Origin of the sequence: Kluyvera sp. STS39-E (assembly GCF_040932435.1) — a bacterium.
GTDB lineage: Bacteria > Pseudomonadota > Gammaproteobacteria > Enterobacterales > Enterobacteriaceae > Kluyvera.
Genome location: NZ_JBFQGA010000006.1, coordinates 273034 through 299678 on the forward strand (window position 1 = coordinate 273034; position 26645 = coordinate 299678).

General features: G+C 50.8%; 28 protein-coding genes and 1 other annotated feature. Of the genes, 20 read left to right on the plus strand and 8 right to left on the minus strand.

The features are described from left to right. Positions 1–30: 30 nt before the first annotated feature. Positions 31–1491: a cardiolipin synthase gene (gene cls, locus AB4K05_RS15345; protein WP_368480797.1), complete on the minus strand. Its 1461-nt coding sequence runs from the start codon at positions 1489–1491 to the stop codon at positions 31–33. A 143-nt stretch (positions 1492–1634) separates the two neighbouring features. Here cls and AB4K05_RS15350 point away from each other — a divergent pair, with 143 nt between their 5' ends. Continuing rightward, positions 1635–1808, plus strand: coding sequence for a YciY family protein (locus AB4K05_RS15350; protein ID WP_368480798.1), 174 nt, complete (start codon positions 1635–1637; stop codon positions 1806–1808). A 238-nt stretch (positions 1809–2046) separates the two neighbouring features. Next, positions 2047–2682: a helix-turn-helix domain-containing protein gene (locus tag AB4K05_RS15355; RefSeq protein ID WP_368480799.1), complete on the plus strand. Its 636-nt coding sequence runs from the start codon at positions 2047–2049 to the stop codon at positions 2680–2682. Positions 2683–2810: 128 nt separating this feature from the next. Here the strand turns inward: AB4K05_RS15355 and AB4K05_RS15360 are convergent, their stop codons facing one another. Continuing rightward, on the minus strand, positions 2811–3107 hold the full coding sequence (locus AB4K05_RS15360) for a YciI family protein (RefSeq protein ID WP_368480800.1): 297 nt from the start codon (positions 3105–3107) through the stop codon (positions 2811–2813). Positions 3108–3326: 219 nt separating this feature from the next. On the opposite strand from AB4K05_RS15360, the gene tonB reads away from it, so the two are divergent. Then, entirely contained in the window at positions 3327–4040 is a 714-nt protein-coding gene (gene tonB, locus AB4K05_RS15365) for a TonB system transport protein TonB (protein ID WP_368480962.1), read from the plus strand. 30 nt (positions 4041–4070) lie between these two features. On the opposite strand, the gene AB4K05_RS15370 is transcribed toward tonB, so the two are convergent. After that, positions 4071–4931, minus strand: a complete 861-nt coding sequence (locus AB4K05_RS15370; protein WP_368480801.1) for a fructosamine kinase family protein — start codon at positions 4929–4931, stop codon at positions 4071–4073. Between the two features lie 271 nt (positions 4932–5202). Further along, positions 5203–6135 (minus strand): 6-phosphofructokinase II, encoded by a 933-nt coding sequence (gene pfkB, locus AB4K05_RS15375; protein WP_368480802.1) that lies wholly within the window; start codon positions 6133–6135, stop codon positions 5203–5205. Positions 6136–6449: 314 nt separating this feature from the next. On the opposite strand from pfkB, the gene AB4K05_RS15380 reads away from it, so the two are divergent. After that, positions 6450–7208 carry a YdiY family protein gene (locus AB4K05_RS15380; RefSeq protein WP_368480803.1) on the plus strand — a complete coding sequence of 253 codons (759 nt, stop codon included), beginning with the start codon at positions 6450–6452 and terminating at the stop codon, positions 7206–7208. Positions 7209–7477: 269 nt separating this feature from the next. Further along, positions 7478–7723 (plus strand): hypothetical protein, encoded by a 246-nt coding sequence (locus tag AB4K05_RS15385; protein ID WP_368480804.1) that lies wholly within the window; start codon positions 7478–7480, stop codon positions 7721–7723. Between the two features lie 268 nt (positions 7724–7991). On the opposite strand, the gene yniD is transcribed toward AB4K05_RS15385, so the two are convergent. Next, the gene (yniD, locus tag AB4K05_RS15390) at positions 7992–8099 is read right to left on the minus strand and encodes a small membrane protein YniD (RefSeq protein WP_368480805.1); all 108 of its coding nucleotides are present in this window, start codon (positions 8097–8099) and stop codon (positions 7992–7994) included. Positions 8100–8402: 303 nt separating this feature from the next. Between yniD and AB4K05_RS15395 the strand changes: the two genes are divergently transcribed. From AB4K05_RS15395 to selO, 15 genes are all read left to right on the plus strand, one after another. Next, positions 8403–11189 (plus strand): autotransporter outer membrane beta-barrel domain-containing protein, encoded by a 2787-nt coding sequence (locus AB4K05_RS15395; protein WP_368480806.1) that lies wholly within the window; start codon positions 8403–8405, stop codon positions 11187–11189. 324 nt (positions 11190–11513) lie between these two features. Continuing rightward, positions 11514–13442 carry a threonine--tRNA ligase gene (gene thrS / locus AB4K05_RS15400; protein ID WP_368480807.1) on the plus strand — a complete coding sequence of 643 codons (1929 nt, stop codon included), beginning with the start codon at positions 11514–11516 and terminating at the stop codon, positions 13440–13442. Between the two features lie 3 nt (positions 13443–13445). Next, positions 13446–13988 carry a translation initiation factor IF-3 gene (gene infC / locus AB4K05_RS15405; RefSeq protein WP_071830666.1) on the plus strand — a complete coding sequence of 181 codons (543 nt, stop codon included), beginning with the start codon at positions 13446–13448 and terminating at the stop codon, positions 13986–13988. 96 nt (positions 13989–14084) lie between these two features. Continuing rightward, complete coding sequence (gene rpmI, locus AB4K05_RS15410) at positions 14085–14282, plus strand: 50S ribosomal protein L35 (protein ID WP_012017121.1); 198 nt, start codon at positions 14085–14087, stop codon at positions 14280–14282. Between the two features lie 49 nt (positions 14283–14331). Next, the gene (gene rplT, locus AB4K05_RS15415; RefSeq protein WP_052284424.1) at positions 14332–14688 is read left to right on the plus strand and encodes a 50S ribosomal protein L20; all 357 of its coding nucleotides are present in this window, start codon (positions 14332–14334) and stop codon (positions 14686–14688) included. Between the two features lie 118 nt (positions 14689–14806). Continuing rightward, positions 14807–14930: a sequence feature (Phe leader region), on the plus strand. Next, complete coding sequence (gene pheM, locus AB4K05_RS15420; RefSeq protein WP_001386830.1) at positions 14812–14856, plus strand: pheST operon leader peptide PheM; 45 nt, start codon at positions 14812–14814, stop codon at positions 14854–14856. Its footprint overlaps the feature before it by 45 nt. Positions 14931–14970: 40 nt before the next feature. Further along, positions 14971–15954: a phenylalanine--tRNA ligase subunit alpha gene (gene pheS / locus AB4K05_RS15425; protein WP_368480808.1), complete on the plus strand. Its 984-nt coding sequence runs from the start codon at positions 14971–14973 to the stop codon at positions 15952–15954. Between the two features lie 15 nt (positions 15955–15969). Further along, on the plus strand, positions 15970–18357 hold the full coding sequence (gene pheT, locus AB4K05_RS15430) for a phenylalanine--tRNA ligase subunit beta (RefSeq protein WP_368480809.1): 2388 nt from the start codon (positions 15970–15972) through the stop codon (positions 18355–18357). 4 nt (positions 18358–18361) lie between these two features. Continuing rightward, positions 18362–18661: an integration host factor subunit alpha gene (ihfA, locus tag AB4K05_RS15435; RefSeq protein ID WP_003030571.1), complete on the plus strand. Its 300-nt coding sequence runs from the start codon at positions 18362–18364 to the stop codon at positions 18659–18661. Positions 18662–18761: 100 nt separating this feature from the next. Then, positions 18762–19742 (plus strand): vitamin B12 ABC transporter permease BtuC, encoded by a 981-nt coding sequence (btuC, locus tag AB4K05_RS15440; protein ID WP_368480810.1) that lies wholly within the window; start codon positions 18762–18764, stop codon positions 19740–19742. Between the two features lie 28 nt (positions 19743–19770). Then, complete coding sequence (locus AB4K05_RS15445; protein ID WP_368480811.1) at positions 19771–20325, plus strand: glutathione peroxidase; 555 nt, start codon at positions 19771–19773, stop codon at positions 20323–20325. Continuing rightward, on the plus strand, positions 20322–21083 hold the full coding sequence (btuD, locus tag AB4K05_RS15450) for a vitamin B12 ABC transporter ATP-binding protein BtuD (protein ID WP_368480812.1): 762 nt from the start codon (positions 20322–20324) through the stop codon (positions 21081–21083). The genes AB4K05_RS15445 and btuD overlap by 4 nt, the downstream gene beginning before the upstream one ends. Positions 21084–21179: 96 nt before the next feature. Then, on the plus strand, positions 21180–21644 hold the full coding sequence (locus tag AB4K05_RS15455) for an NlpC/P60 family protein (protein WP_368480813.1): 465 nt from the start codon (positions 21180–21182) through the stop codon (positions 21642–21644). Between the two features lie 276 nt (positions 21645–21920). Next, entirely contained in the window at positions 21921–22634 is a 714-nt protein-coding gene (locus tag AB4K05_RS15460) for an EAL domain-containing protein (RefSeq protein WP_368480814.1), read from the plus strand. 61 nt (positions 22635–22695) lie between these two features. Continuing rightward, the gene (selO, locus tag AB4K05_RS15465; protein WP_368480815.1) at positions 22696–24138 is read left to right on the plus strand and encodes a protein adenylyltransferase SelO; all 1443 of its coding nucleotides are present in this window, start codon (positions 22696–22698) and stop codon (positions 24136–24138) included. Between the two features lie 37 nt (positions 24139–24175). On the opposite strand, the gene hemP is transcribed toward selO, so the two are convergent. The 3 genes from hemP to AB4K05_RS15480 all read right to left on the minus strand — a co-directional run bounded on the left by hemP (position 24176) and on the right by AB4K05_RS15480 (position 26523). Next, positions 24176–24400, minus strand: coding sequence for a hemin uptake protein HemP (gene hemP / locus AB4K05_RS15470; protein ID WP_368480816.1), 225 nt, complete (start codon positions 24398–24400; stop codon positions 24176–24178). Positions 24401–24489: 89 nt separating this feature from the next. Beyond that, complete coding sequence (aroH, locus tag AB4K05_RS15475) at positions 24490–25536, minus strand: 3-deoxy-7-phosphoheptulonate synthase AroH (protein WP_368480817.1); 1047 nt, start codon at positions 25534–25536, stop codon at positions 24490–24492. A 153-nt stretch (positions 25537–25689) separates the two neighbouring features. Beyond that, positions 25690–26523, minus strand: coding sequence for a pyruvate, water dikinase regulatory protein (locus AB4K05_RS15480; RefSeq protein ID WP_368480818.1), 834 nt, complete (start codon positions 26521–26523; stop codon positions 25690–25692). Positions 26524–26645: the final 122 nt, after the last annotated feature.

Below are 26645 nucleotides of genomic sequence, written 5' to 3' on the forward strand. Positions count from 1 at the left end.
GACTACCTGTTAAGTTCTGATGGGCACGTTTTACAGCAACGGACTGAAGAAGTAAAACAGCCGCTCAGCAATACGGTGCCAGAAGGGACGTTTTACCCACAGTCGCGCATCCAGCAGGCGCGACCGCGAAATATAATCATCCTGTACCGCCGCAAGATCGGCGCCGAATCCGGCGTCGTCGATGACCAGCGTTATCTCAAAATTGAGCCACAGACTGCGCATGTCGAGATTTACCGTACCAACCAGGCTCAGTTCTCCATCGACAAGTACGCTCTTGGTGTGCAGCAGTCCACCTTCAAACTGATAAATTTTTACGCCGGCCGCCAGTAGCTCGGTAAAGAATGCGCGGCTCGCCCAGCCGACCAGCACGGAGTCATTTTTACGCGGCATAATAATGCTCACGTCTACCCCACGTTGTGCTGCGGTACAGATGGCGTGGAGCAGGTCGTCGCTGGGAACGAAGTAGGGGGTGGTCATAATCAGATACTCGCGCGCGGAGTATGCCGCGGTGAGTAAGGCCTGGTGGATTAAATCTTCCGGAAAACCAGGACCTGACGCGATAGTCTGAATGGTATGACCGCTGGCCTCTTCAAACGGCATAATATTGAGGTCCGGCGTTGGCGGCAAAATGCGTTTGCCGGTTTCAATTTCCCAGTCGCAGGAGTAGACAATGCCCATGCCTGTGGCAATTGGGCCTTCCATACGCGCCATCAGATCGATCCATTGACCAACGCCGGAATCTTGCTTAAAGAAGCGAGGGTCGACCATATTCATACTGCCGGTATAGGCAATATAGTTGTCAATCATGATCATTTTACGATGTTGACGTAAATCCATGCGCCGTAAAAATACACGCATTAGATTGACCTTAAGCGCTTCAACAACATCCACGCCGGCATTGCGCATCATGGCGGCCCAAGGGCTGCGGAAAAATGCAACGCTACCGGCGGAATCTAACATCAGACGGCAGTGGACGCCTCGGCGTGCGGCTGCCATCAGCGATTCAGCGACCTGATCTGCCATCCCACCGGGCTGCCAGATATAGAAAACCATCTCGATGTTATGCCGCGCGAGTTGGATATCGCGAATGAGGGCTTGCATCACATCGTCGGTTTCGGTCAAGAGCTGTAGCTGGTTACCTTTCAGTCCGGCAATACCTTGGCGGCGCTCGCAGAGTTTAAACAGTGAAGCGGCGACTTGGCTGTTGTCTTCGGCGAAGATATGTTTGCAGGCCTTAAGGTCGTTGAGCCATTTCGCCGTGGAAGGCCACATAGCGCGCGCGCGTTCCGCACGACGTTTACCGAGGTGGAGTTCACCTAGTGACAGATAGGCGATGATCCCAACCAGCGGCAGAATATAGATGACCAGTAGCCAAGCCATTGCCGATGGTACGGCGCGGCGTTTCATTAAAATACGTAATGTTACCCCGGCTATCAGCAACCAGTACCCCAGAATTGCCATCCAACTCACTACGGTGTAGACGGTTGTCATATTTCGAAAATCCTTTTGAAAGCCAGTTGTTAAGAGTTTACGCATCAAGAGGCATCTGGCAAATAAAAACGCGAGGAGAAAGCGCTGGTCAGTCGTTGGCAAGGGGCTATAATGAGCCGTCTTTATTGGAAAGAGCGGTAGAAATGAAGCGTAGTAGACCCGAGGTGGGGCGCTGGCGGATGCTGAGACAAGCAAACCGTCGTAAATCGCGTTGGCTGGAATCTCAGTCGCGTCGTAATATGCGCATCCATTCTATCAGAAAATGCATTGTCGGCCGGCAGCGCAATTGCCTGCTTTATGCCATCTACGATCTCTGACCGGGGCCACTGACCGGCGGTTTTCATCTTGATGTGTATATACTTACCACCGCCTCATTACGGGGCGGTTGCGATTCTCCTTATCTCTCTATCACTTCTCCCGCGCATCTATAAAACTCATTGCAATGGCCAACATTGCTATAATTAGCCCTATCGAAATGGGTTGTCTGACAGCGCATCGGCAACTTGAAGCATGGCGTATATCCACCTCGCTATTTGTTTACCTCAGGGCCATTAAATGATGAAGAGCCAGCTCCCGCATCTGCATGAAAGCAAACCAATTTCTGAAATGACCGCAATTATCAACGCAATGGAAGATAAGTTGATAATACGCCATGGAAGAAAAAACAAACGCATCTTTCTGACTATTCGCGGTGAAAGGCAGGTGTTATTTCTGCTTAACGGGCATATCAATGTTGTTCGCCAATGGGATTTGAGAACACTGGCGAATATGCGCGCGCCATTTGTGCTCGGGTCAGGAGTGCCTTCAGTTGATGAAGACAATCACTTTGTCATCCGAGCCATTGACGATATTGAATATGCGCTATTACCGATGGCGACTTTTGAAAAATATCTTGATGACCTTAATTTATGGAAGCCGCATGCGACGATCCTGACTTGGATGCTAATGTGGTATCACCTGTACCATAACATGCTGGCAGAGAACGATCATGGCAGGACCGCACATATTCTTCTCGATGCGCTGAGCCATGAGTCGGAATTGATTCGCCAAAATACGACCGCACTGAGCTATATCCAGGATCGAACGCTATTTTCACGAAGCTGGATTATGCAGTTCCTTGCTGATTTGAAACGGTCGGGGAAAATTGAGCTCAAGCGCGGCATACTGGTTAAATTCAATCCGTCGGATTGATGCGGCATCATCGTTGTTGTCCTCACGGCGCACGTATCAGCAAAAGCAAAAAGCGAGTTAGCTTTTCCGATTCATGAGCGGGGAAGGCAGAATAGAACGCCGTGGTTACACGGCGTAATTAGAAGAGACTAAAACACTTTTTTATAAGGACGGACCGAAACCTGCTGGTAAACGCCTGCCGCAACGTACGGATCGTCCTGCGCCCATGATTGAGCTGCTTCCAGAGATTCAAATTCGGCAATGACCGTTGAGCCGCTAAAGCCTGCAGCTCCTGGGTCGTTGCTGTCAACGGCGGGCATTGGGCCTGCGGTCAGCAGACGGCCTTCATCGTGCAGCAGCTGCAGTCGCGCCAGATGAGCTGGGCGTACGGACATTCGTTTTTCAAGAGAGTCAGCGATATCCTGGGCGTAGATGACGTAAAGCACGGGCGAACTCCTGTTTAAATAATTTGCGGATCACGGTAAGGGAAAGCGTCAATGACTGCAATGCAAAGTTTTATGGCGGGTGAAAGTCGTGATTTTGCGCGGTTTTTTTAGCCAACCCGGGGAGAAAGTTGACCGAAGATAAGATGTCTTATTGAATATGATTGCTATTTGCATTTAAAATCGAGTTCTCATTTTTCAACTGTAACGACTATGACTGCAATGACCCTTGATTTACCTCGCCGCTTTCCATGGCCGACGCTACTCTCTGTTGGTATCCACGGTGCCGTTGTGGCTGGTCTGCTTTATACCTCGGTACATCAGGTTATTGAACTGCCGGCTCCCGCTCAGCCGATTACCATTACGATGGTCGCGCCCGCAGATTTAGAGCCTCCTCAGGCCGTTGTTCAACCACAGCCGGTGGTTGAACCGGAACCTGAACCAGAGCCGGAACCCATTCCAGAGGTGCCGCAAGCACCGGTCGTTATTCATAAGCCGAAACCGAAGCCAAAACCAAAACCGAAGCCGGTTAAAAAAGTTGAGCAGCCAAAGCCGGAAGTGAAACCAGTCGAACAGCGTCCGTTATCGACGGTTAATAAAGAAGCTCCACCGGCGCGCTCCGTGGCCAATAATCTGCCGGGGGCAAGCGCGCCGTCGGTGAATGCACCTACTGGGCCTCGTGCGTTGAATCGTCAGCAGCCGGGCTACCCAACCCGTGCACAGGCGTTGCGTATTGAAGGGAAAGTGCGGGTGAAATTCGATGTGACCGCCGATGGTCGTGTTGATAATGTTGAAATTCTGTCGGCACAACCGTCCAATATGTTTGAGCGCGACGTTAAGACCGCGATGCGCAAATGGCGTTACGAAGCGGGCAAACCGGGTACCGGACTGATTATGAATATTGAGTTCCGCCTGAAAGGCGTGCAGATGAACTGATGATAAAGCCCCCGAAAGGGGGCTTTATTGTTATGCGGCTAGAACTTTATCCAACGCTTTTTGTGCGACGACCAAATGTTGCCCGCCAAACAAGATGGCTCGGTTAATCAAGGTATAGAGCTGATACACCGGTTGCCGGTCGAGAAAATCGGCAGGGAGCGGAGAAATGGACTGATAGCCGTCGTAGATTTGCGGTGGCTGATCTGGATGTAGCGGTAACATGGCCAGGTCACATTCACGATCGCCCCAGTAGCAGGCAGGATCAAAAATATACGGGCCATTCGGACCCAACGCGCAGTTGTTAGACCACAGATCGCCGTGCAGCAAAGACGGCTGTGGCTGATGTGCACTTAGCCGTTGCTGGATATGTTCAACAATGGCGTCAATCTCGCCAAATTTCATGCCTTTTTCTGCGGCTAGCTCAAGCTGCCAACCGATACGCTGCTCAGCAAAGAAGGTTGACCAGCGACGTTGCCAGGCATTTGGCTGCGGGGTAGTGGAGAGGTCGTTATCGAAATCGAGGCCGAATTGCGGCTGATCGCTCCACTGATGTAACCGGGCTAGCTGCTGTCCGAGTAAAAAAGCGTTATGCGCATCCAGAGGGCGCGGCGGCAGGTATTCCATGACTAAGAAGCTATAGTCACGATCGGAGCCGACGACGAAAACTTCAGGGACACTCACGGTTTTGCTACGGGAGAGCAGTTCGAGCTGGTCAGCCTCCGCAGTAAAAATGGGCAGTAATTCACGTTCATCGCATTTAACGAAAAAATCACGACCAGCATACTTCAAATGCCATGCGGCATGAATTTCTCCGCCGGGCAGTTCATTGCGCTGTTCGATTTCGCCACTTCCAAGCTGCTCGTCTAACAGGATTCCGATCGCTTGCCACATGATGTCTCTCCCCATGTTTTCTGCCATATCATAAGGTTAGCGCATAAGTACAGGGTAAAATTCGAGCTATACCGCACAACCGAAAAAAAGGTGTTGAATGCACGGGCTAAATGACTTCGTTTCTGCTACGAACGCAGGTGGGTCACTTTGAGCGACGATGGGGCAACCACCGCAATGCACTCCATTGTTAACAATGGAGTTTTGTTAGCATAGTCGATTACGGCTATTTCGCGACCCACGGGGGGCCCCGTGAGTCCGATATACTGAACATTTAGTGCTGTTGCAGGTAGTCGAATATTTTTTGCGTGTTGTCACGCGAACACAGACGTGTTCCCTGATTAATGGTTGCGGCACTGCCTGCGGCGACTCCGTAGCGAACCATGGTTTTCAGGTCAGCGTTTTCAGCTAGTTTGAGCGTCATGGCGCCCACCATGCTATCCCCGGCGCCGACGGTGCTTTGGCTTTTGATAGGTGGGGGAACGACCTGCACGCAGCTATTGGCGTCCACCGCCAATGCCCCTTGAGCTCCCAACGAGACCACAACGCGATGCGCTTTGCCGCTGCGAATAATTTCCTGTGCAGCTTGGCGGACATCGTCCGGCTGTATCAATTCACGTTGCACGAGGGCACTCAGTTCTTTCTGGTTAGGTTTGACCAACTCAATATGGCCAATATTCAGCGCGGCGGTTAATGCATCTCCTGAGCTATCAATAACACAGCGTAATCCGTGCTGCTGGGCTTTCTTTATCAGTTCGACGAACGTGTCAAGCGACACGCCTGGAGGTAGACTTCCGCTGATAACCAGTAACGAACCGGTCGGAATTTGCAGTATCTTTTCCTGTAATCGGTGTAGCTCGTCGTGATGAAGCGTCGCACCCGGCATCACGAAGCGATACTGTTCGCCGCTCGCGTCAACATGAACGTGGAGATTCTGACGCGTCCACTCCTTGGATTCGACGCTTTCAACGGGAACATGTTCGGCCTGGAGTAGATCGACTAAATGCTGGCCGGTTGCACCGCCTGCAGGGAAAATTGCTGTGGCTTCGCCGCCGAGAAAAGTGATTGCGCGTGCGACGTTAATACCGCCGCCTCCAGGCTCGAAGATTGGAGATGTACAGCGAAGCTTTCCCTCTGGGTATATTTGTGGTGTTTGCGTGGCGCTGTCGAGTGAAGGGGCGAGCGTCAGGGTGTAAATTTTTACCATTGCGATAACCTCCCTTTATGAATTGATGGGTTGTTCTAAACCAATCGCATTTCAGTCTGGCACTTACCGGATGATAAAGAAAGGAACAACGGCATGATTTTTATAGATAATGGTAAAGAACTGCCTGTTTTTATTATGAAATAAAACGCGTTTTGGGGCCGCTCTTATTCAAAAAATGACAGAAGAATATGATTGCTATGTTATACGTGCCTTTTTATAATTTGTTGCCTTTCTATGGACCACCCCGTCGTTGATCCTCGCGAAAGTTTCCGGGACGAAATCGTCTCCTTTTTTGTTGTACGGACTCTTAATAAATGAAGCTTTTGAAGACAGTACCGGTAGCGGTTGTGCTGCTGGGGGGCGTGTTTGCGTCTGCGTATGCAACCGCCAGTGATACCGTTTTTACTGTCATGGATGACCCAACTACCGCTAAGAAGCCTTTTGAAGGCGATGTTAATGCGGGCTACCTCGCGCAATCAGGCAATACTAAAAGCTCTTCGGCCACGGCTGATTCCACGCTGACATGGTACGGCGAGTCGACGGCATGGTCCCTGTGGGGCACTGCTAGCAACACCTCCGCTAATGATGACCGTTCCTCTGAAAAATATTCAGTCGGTGGACGTAGCCGTTACAACATGACGAGCCGTGACTACCTGTTTGGTCAGGCGAGCTGGTTGACCGACCGCTATAACGGCTACCATGAACGCGACGTGTTTACCGCAGGTTACGGTCATCAGTTCCTGAACGGCCCAATTCACAGCCTGCGTTTCGAATTCGGTCCGGGTGTACGTTACGATGAGTACACAGATGGCAATTCGGAGACGCAACCGCTGGGTTACGCTTCTGGCGCTTACGCTTGGCAGATGACGGATACCACCAAATTCACTCAAGGTGTTTCTGTACTGGGTGCAGACGATACTACGGTGAACTCGGAGACCGCTTTGAACGTGGCGATCAACGAGCATTTTGGCTTGAAGGTCGCTTATAACGTGACCTGGAACTCTGAACCACCGGCAACGGCGCCGAATCATACCGACCGCCGCACGTCGCTGACTCTGGGTTATACCATGTAATATTTCACAGGCCGGGAATACCCGGCCTGTGTTCTGATATTTATCGTTTCGTGTTATTATTAAATATAACCACTGTTTTATTTTAATTGAAAATACATATTCTTCATAATATCTCCACATTCCGCCCTTCTGACATATATTCAGTAAATTTGACACGAATAGCTAAATATTTTGACTAGCCAAAAGTGTGATCTGGATCTAGACTATGTTCAAGGGCAATATGATGCCTTCGTGTTTAGAAGTCTTAATCTAGTCAGAGAATAAACATTATGAAAAATATCAAAATCGCATCTGCAGCTATTCTGCTGTCAGCACTTTCTTTCGGCGTATTCGCCGCTGAACCTGCAACACAGCCTGCCAGTTCTACAAACGTAACTACGACGCAGCACGTTGGTATCTCCAGCGCCTATGACGTTGAAGCTGGTTCTAACATCGCTCCCGGCTCTCAGTCTACCGGTCAATCTATGGACGACGCATTTAACGTTCACACTCTGGTTGCGGGCGGCTGGTCCTAATATTTCTGTGCTGTAATAATTTGATTTTCTATTGATTATTAATACCGGCAGAGAAAACCGGGTAGAGTGGTACCGGTTTTTCTTGCTGCTATTATTCTTTTCTTAAATAAAAACCTTCAGTTTTTGTCATTAAATCGTCAGCTTCAATAAACTTCCCCCGCACATATTGTCAATGAACATAAATGAAAAGCATTTTTTGTATGTGTTTTGATGCTCAGGCAATAACTTATCTTGTATTTTAATTATCAAATATTTGTCATCGGGTGAATTACCCCCATATCATCGCCGCCCATCGTAGTAACAGCATTGCCCCACAGATGACTATTAGCACCAGCACCATTTTCCAGTGTTTTTTGGCAAATCGATTTGTCGGCATGGTCAGGTCCTTTTCTTCAAGCGTGGACACAGTGTACCAGAAGTTCGGGTAAAAATTTCCGTAGGGACGAACGAGGGCGATAAGGCGTTTATTCTATCCTGATGACAGGTAAGCTCATCTGATACGTTATCAACCTGCTATGAAGTGAGTCTTCCTCCTGAAAACCGGCCTTCAATGCACACGACATCGCCGGTTTATCGCGCGTCCTCTCAAATTTCTACATTAACTGGCTTCGCGCCATAGGCTCCGCTTTGGTTGATATATAATGATTAAAAATTAGACCGGCTAAGGTTTTGCTTATTCATGAATGCTAAAAGGTTATCAATCTCAGCATTAATTGTTTTGTCCGCGCCTTCATTTTCTGCGGATATCTCTTGGAATGGAACCTCTGGTGGGACATGGACGGACACATCGCGATGGAGCGTAGGGCGTGTCCCCGGTGCTGGCGATAACGCCACCATCAACGGTGCTGGGTTATTTATCACCGGGAATACACTGATCACAGCCGACAATGTGACATTGAATGGTAAGGGCAATCTGAGTTTTTTTGATACTGCCTCGGCAGGGAACACCACCTACAATCTTACCGGCGTTCTTACCGGCAGTCGGCCCGGTTTACTCTCAAACTATATGATCTTTTTCGCTAACGCGACGGCAGGTAGCGCCACCATGAATGTCAAAGGCATAGACTCAATCCTAAACACATTTTCTGATGCTGGCGTGGCCTTTTCTAACACGGCGAATGCCGCGCAGTCTGTTATCAATAACAGTCATGAAGCGTCTACCTCGTTTAGCGTCAATGCATCTGCTGGGCAAGCAAATATCACGAATGATATTCAGGGTATGACGGGCTTCTACGGCAATTCCACCGCAGGAACGGCCTCGATAACCAATAACAGCGGCGGATATACGGTCTTTAGTACATTAGGGAATACTGGGAGCGCAACGGTCGTCAACAATGCTGGGGGAGTATTAGATATCGCCAATGCTTCTAGTGACGTCACCTTGGGCGCGCTGTCTGGTGCCGGGAACGTTTATCTTGGCGCAAATACCCTCACCGTGGGCAGTTTGAATCTGTCGTCAACCGTTTCAGGTGTGATTTCTGACGGAATGAATGCTGTTGTACGTAAGCACTATACCGATTCGAATGTCATGATAAAGAGTAACCAAACTGGCGGAAGCTTAGTCAAAACGGGGGAGGGCGTGCTGGTATTGGCGGGCAATAATACCTATAGCGGTGGCACAACCTTAAAAGCGGGCGCGGTGCAGATTTCGCAGGACAGTAATTTGGGGAGCATAGATGGCGCGCTGACTTTCGACGGCGGTACGCTAAACACTACCCAAGACCTGACTATATCCCGCCTGATTAATGTCAGTATGGGTGGCGGACAATTTGTGGCGGCAAATGGATCGGTGGCTACGTTGAGCGGCGCTCTTGCCGGGGCGGGAAATCTGTCGATGAGTGCGGGCAAACAGACATTATTGAATGCGGACAGCAGCGGATACTCTGGCGTTTTAACCTTAAGCGCAGGAAATCTGAACGTAGATGGCGCGCTTGGCGGCTCCCTTATTGCGCAAAATGGAACGCTTGTTTCCGGTGAGGGTGAGCTGGGGAATGTGCAAATCGGTGATGGTGCAGCGCTAACGGTGGGTTCACTCGCATCTACCGCGCTCATGTCTGATCCCAGCCAGCTCAGTGTTAACGGCAGCCTGACGAATAACGGAATCGTGTCCCTTAGCCGGAGTCATACTCGCGCAGGCAGCGTATTAACGGTTAGCGGTGATTATCAAGGCGGTTCAAATAGTGTGATTAATTTGAATACCACGTTAGGAGATGACAGCTCAACCACGGATCTATTGTCAATTGCTGGCGACAGTAGTGGCAGTAGCAATGTGTACGTCACCAATACTGGAGGGACAGGGGCGAAGACAATAGAAGGCATCGAAGTGATTAGCGTTGCCGGACAGTCAAATGCGAATTTTATCCAAGGAGGGCGTATTGTTGCTGGCGCATATGATTACTTCTTGCGCCGAGGCGCGGGAACCAAAGATAAGAACTGGTATTTAACCAGTTTTTACACGCCACAAGGAACATCGATTAGTGTAGCTCCCGAAGTCCCTGCCTACCGTCCAGAATTAGCCAGCTATACCGCCAATCAGGCTGCAGCGAATACATTGTTCATTCATCAGCTGAACGATCGGGAAGGCGGGGCAACGTATGTCGATCCGCAAAATGGTCCAAACGCTTCGCCCTCGCTGTGGCTGCGACAAAGCGGTGGGCATACCCGTTTTAGTGATAGCAGCGACCAGTTAGATACGATCGCAAACCGATATGTTGTCCAGCTTGGCGGCTCTCTGGTACAGGGTTCCTTCAACGGTGAAGACCACTGGAATGCAGGCATGATGGCCGGATACGGCAATGTCAGCAGCCATTCAACGGCCAATCCTCAGGGCTACAGTTCGCGTGGCTCGGTTGACGGCTACAGTGCGGGCATCTATGCGACCTGGTACCAAAATGCCACGAAGCAGACGGGTCTTTATGTTGATACTTGGGGTGTTTACAGCTGGTTCAACAATAGTGTTAACGGACAGGGTTTGCCCTCGGAAGACTATGATAGTAAAGGATTCACGTGGTCGATAGAATCCGGCTATGCATGGCAACTCACCGACTCTCCTCGCAGCGCTTTGTACCTCCAGCCGCAGGCTCAGCTCGTCTATATGGGCGTTAATGCAGATAACGTGACGGAAGTTAATGGTACTCAGGTGCAAAGTATTGGTCAGGATAATGTACAAACACGGCTTGGCGCGCGGCTGTTTATACGCGGTCATAGCCACCTTGATGACAATAAGGACCGTGAGTTTTCACCTTTTGTTGAAGCTAACTGGCTACATAACACGAATGCGTTTGGTACGAGAATGAACGGTGTTAGCGATTATCAGAGCGGCGCGCGCAACATGGCTGAAATGAAAGCGGGTGTTGAAGGTGTTGTTACCCAACGCGTTAATCTTTGGGGCGGCGTTGGCGTCCGCGTCGGTGATAAGGGGTACAGCGATACGATGGGGCAGATAGGCGTGAAGTACCGCTTCTAGCGTTAAAAATTTAAATATCATACCGAGCTCCTCCCTTATATTTCTCAGCATCTTGGATAAGCAAGGGGATCTGCATCATTTGTAACCGGTAGGATAGAGCATCAGTTCTCATACTGAATTCACGCTTTTCTGACAAGTCCATGGCGTGTACACTGGTGGCTCGGTATCAGACAGTTAATGCGGGTACGTTTGGATTTTATCCATACAAAGTACACACTTAGCAGAGTGAAGCTCAGAAACGCATTTAACCATCTGATATTTTTAAATAATTTAATTTTGTATGTGCTCTTTCGTGTGGGGCACCACTGCAAATAAGGACATTAAATGCCTGTAATTACCCTTCCTGATGGCAGCCAACGCCATTACGACCATGCCGTTAGCCCAATGGATGTTGCTCTGGATATTGGCCCTGGTCTTGCCAAAGCTACCATTGCTGGACGCGTGAACGGCGAGCTGGTTGATGCTTCCGATCTGATTGAAAACGATGCAACACTGTCTCTCATCACCGTAAAAGATGAAGATGGTATTGAAATCATTCGTCACTCAAGCGCACACCTGCTTGGCCATGCGATTAAACAGCTTTGGCCAAACACCAAAATGGCGATCGGCCCGGTTATCGACAACGGCTTCTATTATGACGTTGATCTTGACCATACGCTGACCCAGGAAGACATCGACGCGCTCGAAAAACGTATGCATGAGCTCGCCGAGAAAAACTACGATGTTATCAAGAAGAAAGTGAGCTGGCATGAAGCCCGCGACACCTTCGTTTCTCGTGGTGAAACCTACAAGGTTTCTATTCTTGATGAAAATATTTCGCATGATGACAAGCCTGGCTTGTACCATCACGAAGAATACGTCGACATGTGCCGTGGTCCGCACGTGCCGAACATGCGTTTTTGTCACAACTTCAAGCTGATGAAAACCGCTGGCGCTTACTGGCGCGGCGATAGCAATAACAAGATGTTGCAGCGTATTTACGGTACCGCATGGGGCGATAAAAAAGCCCTCAATGCCTACCTGCTGCGACTGGAAGAAGCGGCAAAACGCGACCACCGTAAAATTGGTAAGCAGCTCGACCTGTATCATATGCAGGAAGAAGCGCCGGGCATGGTGTTCTGGCACAATGACGGCTGGACAATTTTCCGTGAACTGGAAACCTTTGTGCGTTCCAAGCTCAAAGAGTACCAGTACCAGGAAGTAAAAGGTCCATTCATGATGGACCGCGTGCTGTGGGAAAAAACCGGTCACTGGGATAACTATAAAGACGCAATGTTCACTACTTCTTCAGAGAACCGTGAATACTGCATCAAACCGATGAACTGCCCAGGGCACGTACAGATCTTCAACCAAGGTCTGAAATCCTACCGTGATCTGCCGCTTCGTATGGCCGAGTTCGGTAGCTGCCACCGTAACGAACCGTCAGGTGCTCTGCATGGCCTCATGCGCGTACGTGGGTTTACTCAAGATGACGCCCATATCTTCTGTACTGAAGAGCAGGTGCGTGATGAAGTGAACGCATGTATTCGTTTAGTCTATGATATGTACAGCACTTTCGGTTTCGAAAAAATCGTGGTCAAACTTTCAACGCGTCCGGAAAAACGTATCGGTAGCGATGAAACATGGGACCGTGCTGAGGCCGATTTGGCTGTGGCGCTGGAAGAAAACAATATCCCGTTTGAATATCAACTGGGAGAAGGTGCCTTCTACGGTCCGAAAATTGAATTTACCCTTTATGACTGCCTCGATCGTGCATGGCAGTGCGGTACTGTACAGTTAGACTTCTCTCTGCCGTCTCGTCTGAGCGCCTCTTATATTGGCGAAAACAACGAACGTCAGGTACCGGTGATGATTCACCGCGCAATTCTGGGTTCACTGGAGCGCTTCATTGGCATCCTGACCGAAGAATTTGCCGGTTTCTTCCCAACCTGGATTGCACCAGTGCAGGTTGTGGTTATGAATATCACTGATTCTCAGTCTGAATATGTCAACGAATTGACTCGTAAACTGCAAAATGCGGGTATTCGTGTAAAAGCAGACTTGAGAAATGAGAAGATTGGCTTTAAAATCCGCGAGCACACTTTACGTCGTGTCCCTTACATGTTGGTCTGTGGCGACAAAGAGGTAGAAGCAGGCAAAGTTGCCGTGCGTACCCGTCGTGGCAAAGACTTGGGCAGCCTGGACGTAAATGAAGTTATCGAGAAGCTGCAACAAGAGATTCGCAGCCGCAGTCTAAAACAACTGGAGGAATAAGGTATTAAAGGCGGAAAACGAGTTCAAACGGCACGTCCGAATCGTATCAATGGCGAGATTCGCGCCCTAGAAGTTCGCTTAACAGGTCTGGAAGGCGAAGCTTTGGGTATTGTGAGTCTGAGAGAAGCAATCGAAAAGGCTGAAGAAGCTGGAGTAGATTTAGTTGAAATCAGCCCTAACGCCGAACCGCCAGTTTGTCGTATCATGGACTACGGCAAGTTCCTTTATGAAAAAAGTAAGTCTTCTAAGGAACAGAAGAAAAAGCAAAAAGTTATCCAGGTTAAGGAAATCAAATTCCGTCCTGGTACCGATGATGGCGACTACCAGGTAAAACTCCGCAGCCTGGTACGCTTTCTCGAAGAGGGCGATAAGGCCAAGATCACACTGCGTTTCCGCGGTCGTGAGATGGCCCACCAACAGATTGGTATGGAAGTGCTCACGCGCGTCCGTGACGATCTGAGTGAACTGGCAGTAGTCGAATCCTTCCCAACGAAGATCGAAGGCCGCCAGATGATCATGGTGCTCGCTCCTAAGAAGAAACAGTAAGGCCTTCAAGTAGCAATGTCTGTGGAGCCTTCGGGCTTCACAGGTGTTGTTCGCCTATGTTTCGTTTATTAACAATGCGAAGTGGAAGTTATTAAAATGCCAAAAATTAAGACCGTACGCGGTGCTGCTAAGCGCTTCAAAAAAACCGGTAAAGGTGGTTTTAAGCACAAGCGCGCTAACCTGCGTCACATTCTGACTAAGAAAGCTACCAAGCGTAAACGTCACCTGCGTCCAAAAGCCATGGTTTCCAAAGGCGATCTGGGCCTGGTAATCGCGTGCCTGCCGTACGCATAAGTCGTTTAACTTTTAACTTTTTAATTAGAATAGATACAGGAGAGCACATATGGCTCGCGTAAAACGTGGTGTAGTTGCCCGTGCACGTCACAAGAAAATTTTGAAACAAGCTAAAGGCTACTACGGTGCGCGTTCTCGCGTATACCGCGTTGCCTTCCAGGCTGTTATCAAAGCAGGTCAGTACGCTTATCGTGACCGTCGTCAGAAAAAGCGTCAGTTCCGTCAACTGTGGATTGCGCGTATCAACGCAGCAGCACGTCAGAACGGTATTTCTTACAGCAAATTCATCAATGGCCTGAAAAAAGCCTCTGTTGAAATCGACCGTAAGATCCTGGCTGACATCGCAGTATTCGACAAAATCGCGTTCACCGCGTTAGTTGAAAAAGCGAAAGCAGCACTGGCGTAAGCCAGTTGGAAGAGGGAGCTAGTCTCCCTCTTTTCATTTCAACTGCATCAATACGTTGACATTTATTCCCGTAGCCCTTTCAATAAAGGTTCTACGATCTTTACCACACAAGGTAACGCAAGCATGAATGCTGCTATTTTCCGCTTCTTTTTTTACTTTAGCACCTGAAACCAGGAGGCTTGCGCGTGAAAGAAGAAACGGAAAACAGCGCCAGAAAGCCTCCTGATGGAGGCTTTTTTTGTTTATGACGCTTACGAATATCGCCACATAACGAGGAAAACCATGTCACATCTCGCAGAGCTGGTTGCCAGTGCAACGGCCGCCATTAACCAGGCTTCAGATGTTGCCGCGTTAGACAACGTCCGCGTCGAATATTTGGGTAAGAAAGGGCACCTGACCCTTCAAATGACCACCCTGCGCGAGCTGCCGCCGGAAGAGCGTCCAGCAGCCGGTGCGGTGATTAACGAAGCGAAAGAGCAGGTACAACAAGCGCTGAATGCGCGTAAAGCGAACCTTGAAAGCGCGGCACTGAATGCGCGTCTGGCTGCGGAGACTATCGATATCTCGCTGCCGGGTCGTCGTATTGAAAACGGTGGCCTGCACCCGGTTACCCGTACCATCGACCGTATTGAAAGTTTCTTCGGTGAGCTCGGTTTTACCGTTGCGACGGGCCCGGAAATCGAAGATGACTATCACAACTTCGATGCGCTGAATATTCCGGCACACCACCCGGCACGTGCTGACCACGACACTTTCTGGTTTGATGCTACGCGCCTGCTGCGCACCCAGACCTCAGGCGTGCAGATCCGCACCATGAATGGCCAAGAGCCGCCAATCCGTATTATCGCGCCAGGCCGCGTATATCGTAACGACTACGACCAGACGCACACCCCAATGTTCCACCAGATGGAAGGCCTGATTGTTGATAAAAACATCAGCTTTACCAACCTGAAGGGGACTATTCACGATTTCCTGCGCAACTTCTTCGAGGAAGATCTGCAAATTCGTTTCCGTCCATCCTACTTCCCGTTCACCGAACCGTCTGCTGAAGTCGATGTGATGGGCAAAAACGGTAAATGGTTGGAAGTTCTGGGTTGCGGCATGGTGCACCCGAATGTTCTGCGCAACGTCGGTATTGACCCGGAAGTATACTCCGGCTTCGCCTTTGGTATGGGCATGGAGCGTCTGACCATGCTGCGTTACGGCGTCACCGATTTACGTGCGTTCTTCGAAAACGATCTGCGTTTCCTCAAACAGTTTAAATAAGGGCAGGAAAAAACAATGAAATTCAGTGAACTGTGGTTACGCGAATGGGTCAATCCAGCCATTGATAGCGAAGCGCTGTCAGGGCAAATCACCATGGCGGGTCTGGAAGTTGACGGTGTAGAAACCGTTGCCGGCAGCTTCAACGGTGTGGTCGTCGGTGAAGTGGTGGAATGTGGCCAGCATCCGAATGCCGATAAACTGCGCGTGACAAAAATCAACGTCGGCGGCGAGCGTCTGCTGGATATCGTTTGCGGTGCGCCAAACTGCCGTCAGGGGCTGAAAGTCGCAGTAGCGACTATCGGCGCTGTGCTGCCAGGTGATTTTAAAATTAAAGCTGCAAAACTGCGCGGTGAGCCATCGGAAGGGATGCTGTGCTCGTTCTCCGAGCTGGGAATTTCCGATGATCATGACGGCATCATTGAACTGCCGGCCGATGCGCCACTGGGCACCGATATCCGTGAATACTTGAAGCTTGATGACAACACCATCGAAATTAGCGTGACGCCAAACCGCGCCGATTGCTTAGGTATCATCGGTGTAGCACGTGATGTTGCGGTACTGAACCAGCTGCCGCTGAACGCACCAGAAATCGCGCCCGTTGCGGCGACTATTTCTGATGTGCTGCCAATTGATGTGGAAGCCGCCGATGCTTGTCCTCGTTACCTGGGCCGTGTGGTTAAAGGAATTAACGTTAAGGCACCAACGCCACTGTGGATGAAAGAGAAGCTGCGTCGCTGCGGCATTCGCTCTATCGATGCGGTGGTTGACGTGACCAACTACGTGCTGCTGGAACTGGGTCAACCGATGCATGCGTTCGATAAAGATCGCATTGAAGGCGGGATCAATGTCCGTATGGCAAAAGAAGGGGAAACCCTAGTGTTGCTGGACGGTACCGAAGCGAAGCTCAGCGCTGAGACGCTGGTCATTGCCGACCACAATAAAGCGCTGGCGATGGCAGGTATCTTTGGTGGCGAACACTCTGGCGTGAATGATGAAACCCAGAACGTTCTTCTGGAGTCTGCGTTCTTCAGCCCGCTGTCTATTACCGGCCGCGCGCGCCGCTATGGTCTGCACACCGATGCCTCTCACCGCTATGAGCGCGGCGTGGATCCGGCGTTGCAATATAAGGCGATGGAACGTGCGACCGCTCTGCTGCTGGACCTGTGCGGCGGCGAAGCTGGCCCAATCATCGATGTCACCAGTGAAGCGACTCTGCCGCAGCGTGCCACCATTACGCTGCGCCGTAGCAAACTGGACCGCCTGATTGGCCATCACATCGCTGACGATCAGGTGACCGATATCCTGACCCGTCTGGGCTGCGAAGTGACCGCTGGCACCGATGAGTGGCAGGCTGTTGCGCCAAGTTGGCGTTTCGATATCGCCATCGAAGAAGACTTGGTTGAAGAAGTGGCCCGTATTTATGGCTACAACAGCATTCCAAACGAGCCAGTGCAGGCAGGCCTGGTAATGGGTAGCCATAAAGAAGCCAACCTGTCTCTGAAGCGCGTGAAATCGATGCTGAACGATAAAGGCTATCAGGAGGTGATCACCTATAGCTTCGTTGATCCGAAAGTCCAGCAATGGGTTCATCCGGGCGAAGAAGCACTGATCCTGCCAAGCCCAATCTCTAGCGAAATGTCCGCAATGCGTCTGTCCCTGCTGACAGGCCTGTTGGCGACCGCGGTATACAACCAGAACCGCCAGCAAAACCGTGTACGTATTTTCGAAACCGGTCTGCGTTTTGTTCCGGATACGCAAGCGCCGCTGGGTATCCGTCAGGACGTGATGCTGGGTGGTCTTATCTGCGGCAACCGCTATGAAGAACACTGGAACCTGGCAAAAGAGACCGTTGATTTCTATGATATGAAGGGCGATCTGGAATCAGTTCTCGAGCTGACCGGTAAATTGTCTGAAATTCAATTTAAAGCAGAAGCCAACCCGGCGCTGCATCCGGGGCAGTCTGCGGCGATTTATCTGAAAGGTGAACGCATTGGTTTCATTGGTGTTATTCACCCTGAACTTGAGCGTAAACTGGATCTGAACGGCCGTACGCTGGCATTCGAAATTGAGTGGAGCAAGCTTGCAGACCGCGTGGTTCCTCAGGCTCAGGACATTTCTCGCTTCCCGGCTAACCGTCGCGATATCGCGGTTGTCGTTGCTGAAAACGTGCCTGCCGCTGATGTTTTAAACGAATGTAAGAAAGTTGGCGTAAATCAGATAGTTGGCGTAAACTTATTTGACGTGTACCGCGGTAAGGGTGTTGCGGAGGGCTCGAAGAGCCTTGCTATCAGCCTGATTTTACAAGATACCAGCCGTACACTCGAAGAAGAGGAGATTGCCGCTACCGTCGCCAAATGTGTAGAGGCATTAAAAGAGCGATTCCAGGCATCATTGAGGGATTGAACCTATGGCGCTTACAAAAGCTGAAATGTCAGAATATCTGTTTGATAAGCTTGGGCTTAGCAAGCGGGATGCCAAAGAACTGGTAGAACTGTTTTTTGAGGAGATCCGTCGCGCTCTGGAAAACGGCGAGCAGGTGAAGCTATCCGGTTTTGGTAACTTTGATTTGCGTGATAAAAATCAACGCCCGGGACGTAACCCAAAAACGGGTGAAGATATTCCCATTACAGCCCGGCGTGTGGTGACCTTCAGACCTGGCCAGAAGTTAAAAAGCCGGGTCGAAAACGCAACACCCAAAGAAGAGTAATCTGAACTAACTAAAAAGGCCGCATTCGCGGCCTTTTTCTTTTCTTAGGTGCCGCATCCACCGTAAAATCAAAAGCTTCTCTACGAGCTTACGGATAATTATGCAGCTCTACGTACATCAACAGCAAAGGCGAAACCGCCGCTGGCTTGTCGCACTGACGCTGGTACTCCTGTTTATGCTGGTCATCGGCCTTTGCGCGGGCGATCAATGGATTGCTCCGGGGGAGTGGTTTAGCGCCAAGGGACAACTCTTTATCTGGCAGATCCGTTTGCCGCGCACCGTTGCCGTCATGCTGGTTGGTGCCTCTCTCGCGCTTTGTGGCGCAGTGATGCAGGCCCTGTTTGAAAATCCGCTCGCGGAGCCCGGTCTGCTCGGCGTGTCGAATGGCGCCGGCGTGGGGCTTATTGCAGTCATCATGCTGGGTCAGGGCGCTTTGCCCAACTGGGCTGCGGGGCTAGCGGCAATAGCCGGAGCATTGTTTATCACGGCCATTTTGATGCGCTTTGCGCGCCGGCATCTGTCCACCAGTCGTTTGCTGCTGGCGGGTGTTGCGCTGGGGATTATATGTAGTGCATTGATGACCTGGGCGGTTTATTTCTCGACGTCGTTCGACTTGCGCCAACTGATGTATTGGATGATGGGCGGGTTTGGCGGTGTTGATTGGCAACAGCTGTGGCTGATGGTGGCGCTATTGCCCGTGATGGTTTGGATTGGCCTGCAATCGCAACCGCTCAATCTGCTGGCGCTGGGCGAAACTTCCGCTCGCCAGTTGGGTGTTCCCATTGCGCTATGGCGTAAGCTGCTGGTGATGGCGACCGGCTGGCTGGTGGGCGTGAGCGTGGCGTTGGCCGGGGCGATCGGTTTTATTGGGCTGGTGGTGCCACATATGCTGCGGCTATGCGGATTGACCGACCACCGCGTGTTGTTGCCAGCCAGCGCGTTAGCCGGTGCCAGTACGCTCCTGTTTGCCGATATTATCGCGCGACTGGCGCTGTCTGCCGCAGAGCTGCCGATAGGTGTTGTGACGGCGACGCTAGGCGCGCCGGTATTTATCTGGTTACTATTAAAGTCCGGGCGATAGACCCGGCTTAACCTGAAAAGAGGATGCTATGCAAACCACGATTTTGAACACCCCAGTCACCACCATTGACGGTGAAAACACCACCCTAGAAGGCTACAAAGGCAACGTGCTGCTGATTGTAAACGTAGCTTCTAAGTGTGGCCTGACACCACAGTATGAGCAACTGGAAGCCTTGCAAACGTCGCTACAGGGCGAGGGCTTTACCGTGTTGGGCTTCCCTTGCAACCAGTTTTTAGGGCAGGAACCGGGCAGTGCGGATGAGATCAAAACCTTCTGCAGTACGACCTATGGCGTCACGTTCCCGCTGTTTAGCAAAATTGAGGTTAACGGCGAAGGACGTCACCCACTGTATGGCTTGCTGACTCGCCTCGCGCCGAACGCCATTGCGCCTGACGGTAGTGGCTTCTATGAGCGTATGGCCAGCAAAGGGCGTGCACCCGCGCAACCGGGCGATATCCTGTGGAATTTTGAGAAGTTCTTAATTGGGCGTGACGGCGAGGTTATCAGCCGTTTCTCACCTGACATGACGCCGGATGACCCAACGCTGATGGCTGCCATTAAGCAGGCTCTCGCTCAGTCATGATTCCTCTGATGCAGCTTCAGGACGTTAGCGAAAGCGCTCGGCTACAGGGTGTTAGCGTTGATGTTGGTCGCGGTGAGATTATTCATCTCGTCGGGCCCAATGGGGCGGGAAAGAGCACGCTCTTAGCCAGAATGGCCGGGCTGAGCCGGGGTAAAGGGCGGGTAACTCTCAACGGGGAAACGCTGGATGGGTGGACCGCCAGCGAGTTGGCGCGTCATCGGGCCTATCTTTCTCAACATCAGACGCCTCCGTTTGCCATGCCGGTCTGGCAGTTCCTGATGCTGCATCAGCACGATAATCAACGCTCGACATTTACCGGGCACGTGATCGAAGCGCTCGGGCTTGAAAATAAGCTTGGGCGTAACGTCAGCCAACTCTCCGGCGGCGAATGGCAGCGCGTCAGGCTTGCCGCGGTGATCTTACAAATTTCCCCATGGGATAATAACCAAGGCCAGCTTCTGTTACTTGATGAGCCCATGAATAGCCTTGATGTCGCCCAGCAGACGGCGCTGGATAAGCTGCTGGCCGAGGTTCGTGCTGCGGGCGTGACGATAGTGATGAGCAGCCATGACCTCAACTACACGTTGCGTCATGCCAACCGTGTATGGTTATTATGCGCAGGGCGGTTGATTGCTAGCGGTTGTACAGATGAAGTATTGCGACCGGAAAATTTAGCCGCCGCTTATAATATGACTTTCCAGAAACTGGAAATAGCGGGCCATCAATGGCTTGTTTATGACGATGGCAGTGAAAAATAGTCCATATTCCGCCACCAACGATGGTCATTGCTTGCCAGTCGATCGCTTATCGATATAATTTGGTGGCTGATTATAAAAATTGAGGATGCGCTGGATATGCGTTTCTGGACTCTCCTTCTCGTGGCATTCATTCTTGCGGGCTGTAGTAGTCATCGTCCGCCACCGCCGAATCCCCGGCTTGCGGATTCTATTACCGTGATTGCTAGCTTAAACGATCAGCTACAACACTGGCGCGGTGCACCTTATCGTTATGGCGGCATGAATCGTCGCGGCGTCGATTGTTCCGCGTTTGTGCTGGTGACTTTCCGCGATAAATTTGAAATGCGTCTTCCAAGGGAAACTCGGCAGCAGGCAAAAATAGGTACCGAAATAGATAAAGGCGATCTCCTGCCCGGCGATTTGGTGTTCTTCAAGACAGGTGCTGGTGAAAGCGGCCTGCATGTAGGCATCTACGATACCGACAATCAGTTTATCCATGCTTCAACCAGTCAAGGTGTGACGCGATCCTCGCTCGATAACGTCTACTGGCAAAAGAATTTTTGGCAGGCCCGACGAATTTAAACAAAACAACAGGAGGCGATTCGCCTCCTTTTTTTACGTATATTATTTAATTTAAATTAAATTTCCGCCGATATTCTCATTTTGTTTAACAATTTTGTGGAACTTAAGGTTGATTGTGTTAATCCATTAGTTTCGATTACAATCGTTACGTTCCAGTGACGGACAAATGGAATAACAAGGAACCGATGAAAGGAATAAGCACATCATCTATTACCGTAGGTTTTCGCTTTGTGACTTCAGGAACCCGGACATGACTTTTGGTGAAGGGCAGTCGCAATGATTGTATCGCTGGATAATACGTATTGTTCTCAGTTGTTTTTTCTCCCTGCCAGGAATAGTGGGGATAAACTCGTTGGCCTGAAAGTGGTCAGCCAGTTTAGCGGTGTTAATAATCACGTTCGTATTCCGACAAGCCTCGTTCTGCCACGCCTTACCGCGCAAGAAGAAATTACCTTATTTCAGGAAAAGCTGCAGTTGCTCACAACCTGCCAGCTGTTTTTTCTCCAGCATGGGCTGAAAGCATGGGTCACCGTTTCCCCCGGGGTGGTAGAAGCACTGCTGACCCAGGATGAGCTCGCAGCCAGCGTCGAACGTTTTTCTTTTCTGGAACTGGCGGTTAGCGAAGGTTTTCCAGGACTTAATCAAATTGATGAACATCACCCGCTCGCCAAACTTTGTCAGCGATTCCCGCTGGTATTGAGTGATTTTGGCTCCGGAGATGCCTCAACCAAAGCGGTCTTTGCTGGCCTCTTTAGCCGAGTGGTGTTGGATAGGAACTTTGTGCAACGCCAAGCAAAATCGGCCTCCCTTGAGCCGTTTCTACGCGCTATTGTTAGCCAAATTCAGCCCTATTGCCGGGCGATTATGATTTCCGGTATTGATGACGACACTCTTCGACAGCGCGTAGAGTCCTTTGGTTTTAGCGGCATGTTGGGAAGCTTGTGGCCGGTGGTGCCGGAATCGTCATTAATAACATTAGTACAACAATAACCCTGCGTTTCCTCGGGTGTTTATCCTACCGTAACCCAATACACTACGGGCAGGAGGAACCATGAACCTGTCATTTAACACCCGCTGGCGCGACGAGCTGCCAGGATTTTATAGTCCGCGGCAGCCGACACCGCTACATAATGCCCGAGTGATCTGGCATAACGCGCCGCTTGCCGATGAGTTAGCAATCCCGGCTGCGCTTTTTACTCCCGAAAAGGGGGCTGGCGTTTGGGGTGGCGAACAGTTGTTGCCGGGGATGTCGCCGCTGGCGCAGGTCTATAGCGGTCATCAGTTCGGCGTCTGGGCAGGTCAACTGGGCGACGGTCGCGGTATTCTGCTGGGTGAACAGCAGTTGGAAAACGGCAAAACGGTTGACTGGCATCTTAAAGGTGCGGGGCTGACGCCATATTCGCGTATGGGTGACGGTCGTGCCGTGTTGCGCTCCACGCTGCGTGAAAGCCTAGCTTCTGAAGCGATGCACTATCTGGGCATTCCGGGTACGCGTGCGTTGGCGATTGTCACCAGCGATACGCCAATTCAACGCGAAACCGTTGAGTCCGGCGCGATGCTGATGCGTATTGCTGAAAGCCATATTCGCTTCGGTCATTTTGAGCATTTCTATTATCGTCGTGATATGGACAAAGTTCGTCAGCTTGCTGACTACACGATACGCCACCATTGGCCGCATTTGCAGGATGAGCCAGAGCGTTACGCGCTGTGGTTCCATGATGTGGTGACGCGTACGGCGCAGATGATTGCTCGCTGGCAAACGGTCGGTTTCGCGCATGGCGTGATGAATACCGATAACATGTCCATTCTCGGGCTGACGCTCGACTACGGTCCATTTGCCTTCCTTGATGATTACCAGCCGGAGTTTATCTGCAATCATTCGGACCATCAGGGGCGCTACCGCTTTGATAATCAGCCAGCCATCGGTTTGTGGAATTTACAGTGCCTCGCGCAGTCGCTGTCGGCGCTGATTGAGGTCGATGCTCTTAATTCGGCGCTAGATAGCTATCAGCAGACGCTGTTCCGCGAGTATGGCCAGCGGATGCGTAAGAAATTGGGGCTCTTTAGTGACGAATCTTCAGATAACGACCTGCTGAACGGCTTGTATGCATTGATGAAGCGAGAGAGCAGTGATTACACTCGTACATTTCGTCTGCTGAGTGAAACCGAACAGCACGATGCATCCTCGCCGCTGCGCGATGAGTTTATCGACCGGGCCGCTTTTGATAGCTGGTTTACTCAATACCGCTCGCGTCTTCAGCAAGAGCAGATTGATGATGCCCAGCGCCAACAGGCGATGAAGCTCGCGAATCCGGCAATCGTTTTACGTAACTGGCTGGCCCAACGAGCGATTGAACAGGCTGAGCAGGGCGACTACCAGGAATTGTATCGGTTGCACGAGGCACTGCGCTCGCCGTGGTCTGACCGTCAGGACGACTACAGTCGTCGTCCGCCTGATTGGGGTAAACATCTCGAAATCAGCTGTTCGAGCTAGTGCTTTAAAGGCTGCGCTGCCGTTTCTGGTGGTGCAGCTATTTCGTTAAAATAAGTTTGCCTGCCTGAGTTTGTCGCAGCAGATATTGTTGTTCACCGTGTTCGATAATCACACGACCTTCCTGACCCAACAGCGTTTGGCTGTCGATCCGGCGATCGCTGGAAAGAGGGCGAGGGGTATTATCCTTTTGGTTTTCTATTTCTGCGCAGGTATCCATTAGCGACATATCTATAATGCAAATCAATGTAACAATGATAAGCATTATCAATATTAAATGTATTGACCGCAAGATTTATTTAATAAAATCAACAGAGAAATAAAACGCCCGCCGTTTTGCGGCGGGCGGAGATATTACAGGCGGGTTGCTACAGCGGCTGCTAATTTTTCCAACAGCAGTTCGGTATCTTCCCAGCTCAGACAAGGATCGGTAATTGATTGGCCGTAGGTGAGCGGTTGGTCGGCGACAATTTTCTGCGTGCCTTCACGCAGGAAACTTTCAGCCATAATACCGGCAATGGCCGTCGAGCCGTTGCGGATCTGCTGGCAAATATCGTCACATACTTCCAACTGGCGACGATGCTGTTTCTGACAGTTCCCGTGGCTGAAATCAACCACCAGATGCTCAGGCAAATCGAACTCGTGCAGCGTATCGCAGGCTGCGGCAATATCGTTGGCATGGTAGTTCGGTTTTTTACCACCACGCATGATGATATGCCCGTATGGGTTACCGCTGGTCTGGTAAATGGTCATCTGGCCATTTTTATCCGGCGACAAGAACATGTGACTGGCGCGAGAAGCGCGAATGGCGTCAACCGCAATGCGCGTATTGCCATCGGTGCCGTTTTTAAAACCGACTGGACAAGAAAGCGCCGACGCCATTTCACGGTGAATCTGGCTTTCAGTGGTTCGCGCGCCAATAGCGCCCCAGCTAATGAGATCGGCGATAAACTGACCGGTCACCATATCGAGGAATTCGGTAGCAGTCGGAACACCCAGCGTATTCACCTGCAGCAGCAGTTTGCGTGCCTGCTCAATACCGTGATTAACGCGGTAACTGCCGTTGAGATCCGGATCGGAAATTAAACCTTTCCAGCCCACGACCGTGCGCGGTTTTTCAAAATAGGTGCGCATCACGATTTCCAACTCACCCTGATGCTTGTCACGCAGTACCTGCAAACGGCGAGCGTAATCGATGGCAGCATCAAGATCGTGGATAGAGCAGGGGCCCACGATCGCCAGCAGGCGGTGATCTTCACCGTTGAGGATCTTTTCAATTCGACGGCGTGAGGCGGTAACGTGCGCCGCAACGTCCGGCGATACCGGGTGGCGCTCAGCAAGTTCAGCAGGCGTAATCAGGCTCTCAATTCGAGCAGTACGCAATTCATCGGTCTTATTCATGGAAGTCTCAGAAATTTGTTGCTTCGCCAGCCAATATGCTGGGAAGTGATGCACATCACGATAAACCAATCTCCGCTGAATTCAAGCGCGGAGCGTAATGTGCGCTCAATCACACTGACATGATAAACAAATTCGATGTATTGTACTAGTGTATTAGTACATTCTCCGACTCAATCCCATAATATCCATGATTTTAGTAGCAATTTCTTCCACCGAGTAATTGGTGCTGTTAATCCACGGGATCTGGTTTCTGCGATACAGCGCCTCCACTTCGGCAACTTCCATCCGGCACTGACGCATTGAAGCATAGCGACTGTTCTCACGTCTTTCTTCGCGGATGGCTGCCAGACGCTCGGCGTTGATGGTTAGGCCAAATAGCTTATGCTGCAGTGGTTTTAGCGACGCGGGCAGCACAAGGTTATCCATGTCGTCGGCAATAAACGGGTAGTTGGCGGCGCGAATGCCAAACTGCATTGCCAGATAAAGGCTGGTGGGCGTTTTCCCACAGCGCGAAACGCCAAGCAAAATCACCTGGGCCTGATCAAGGTTACGCAGTGAAATACCATCGTCGTGCGCCAAGGTGTAATCAATAGCGGCGATACGCGCATCGTACTTAGTGAGATTACCCGGCGTTAAGCCGTGGGTGCGGTGGGCAATAGGGGTGGGCTCAAGCTTTAACTCTTCCTGTAACGGAGCGACCAGCGCTTGCACGATATCCTGACAAAATCCCTCACATTGCAGAATAATGTGACGAATTTCAGGAATAACGATGGAGTAGAAAACTAACGGGCGCACACCGGATTGCTGATAAATTGCGTCGATCTGCTCCTTTACCGCCTTCGCCCGGCTTTCGCTTTCAATAAACGGCAATGTAATGCTGTTTATCGCCACCGGGAATTGTGACATCACCGCGTGGCCGAGAACCTCCGCCGTAATGGCGGTGCCGTCGGAAATATAAAATACCTGACGATCGACTGAGTTTTCCATTTTGCCTTTCCCCGTTAATTGCCTGAAAGCGTAAATTAAATTTAAACACAACCGGATGATGCTTGTCGTTAAATTAAAAATGAAATGGTATTTTTATTTTTAATGAAATACCCATTTCATTT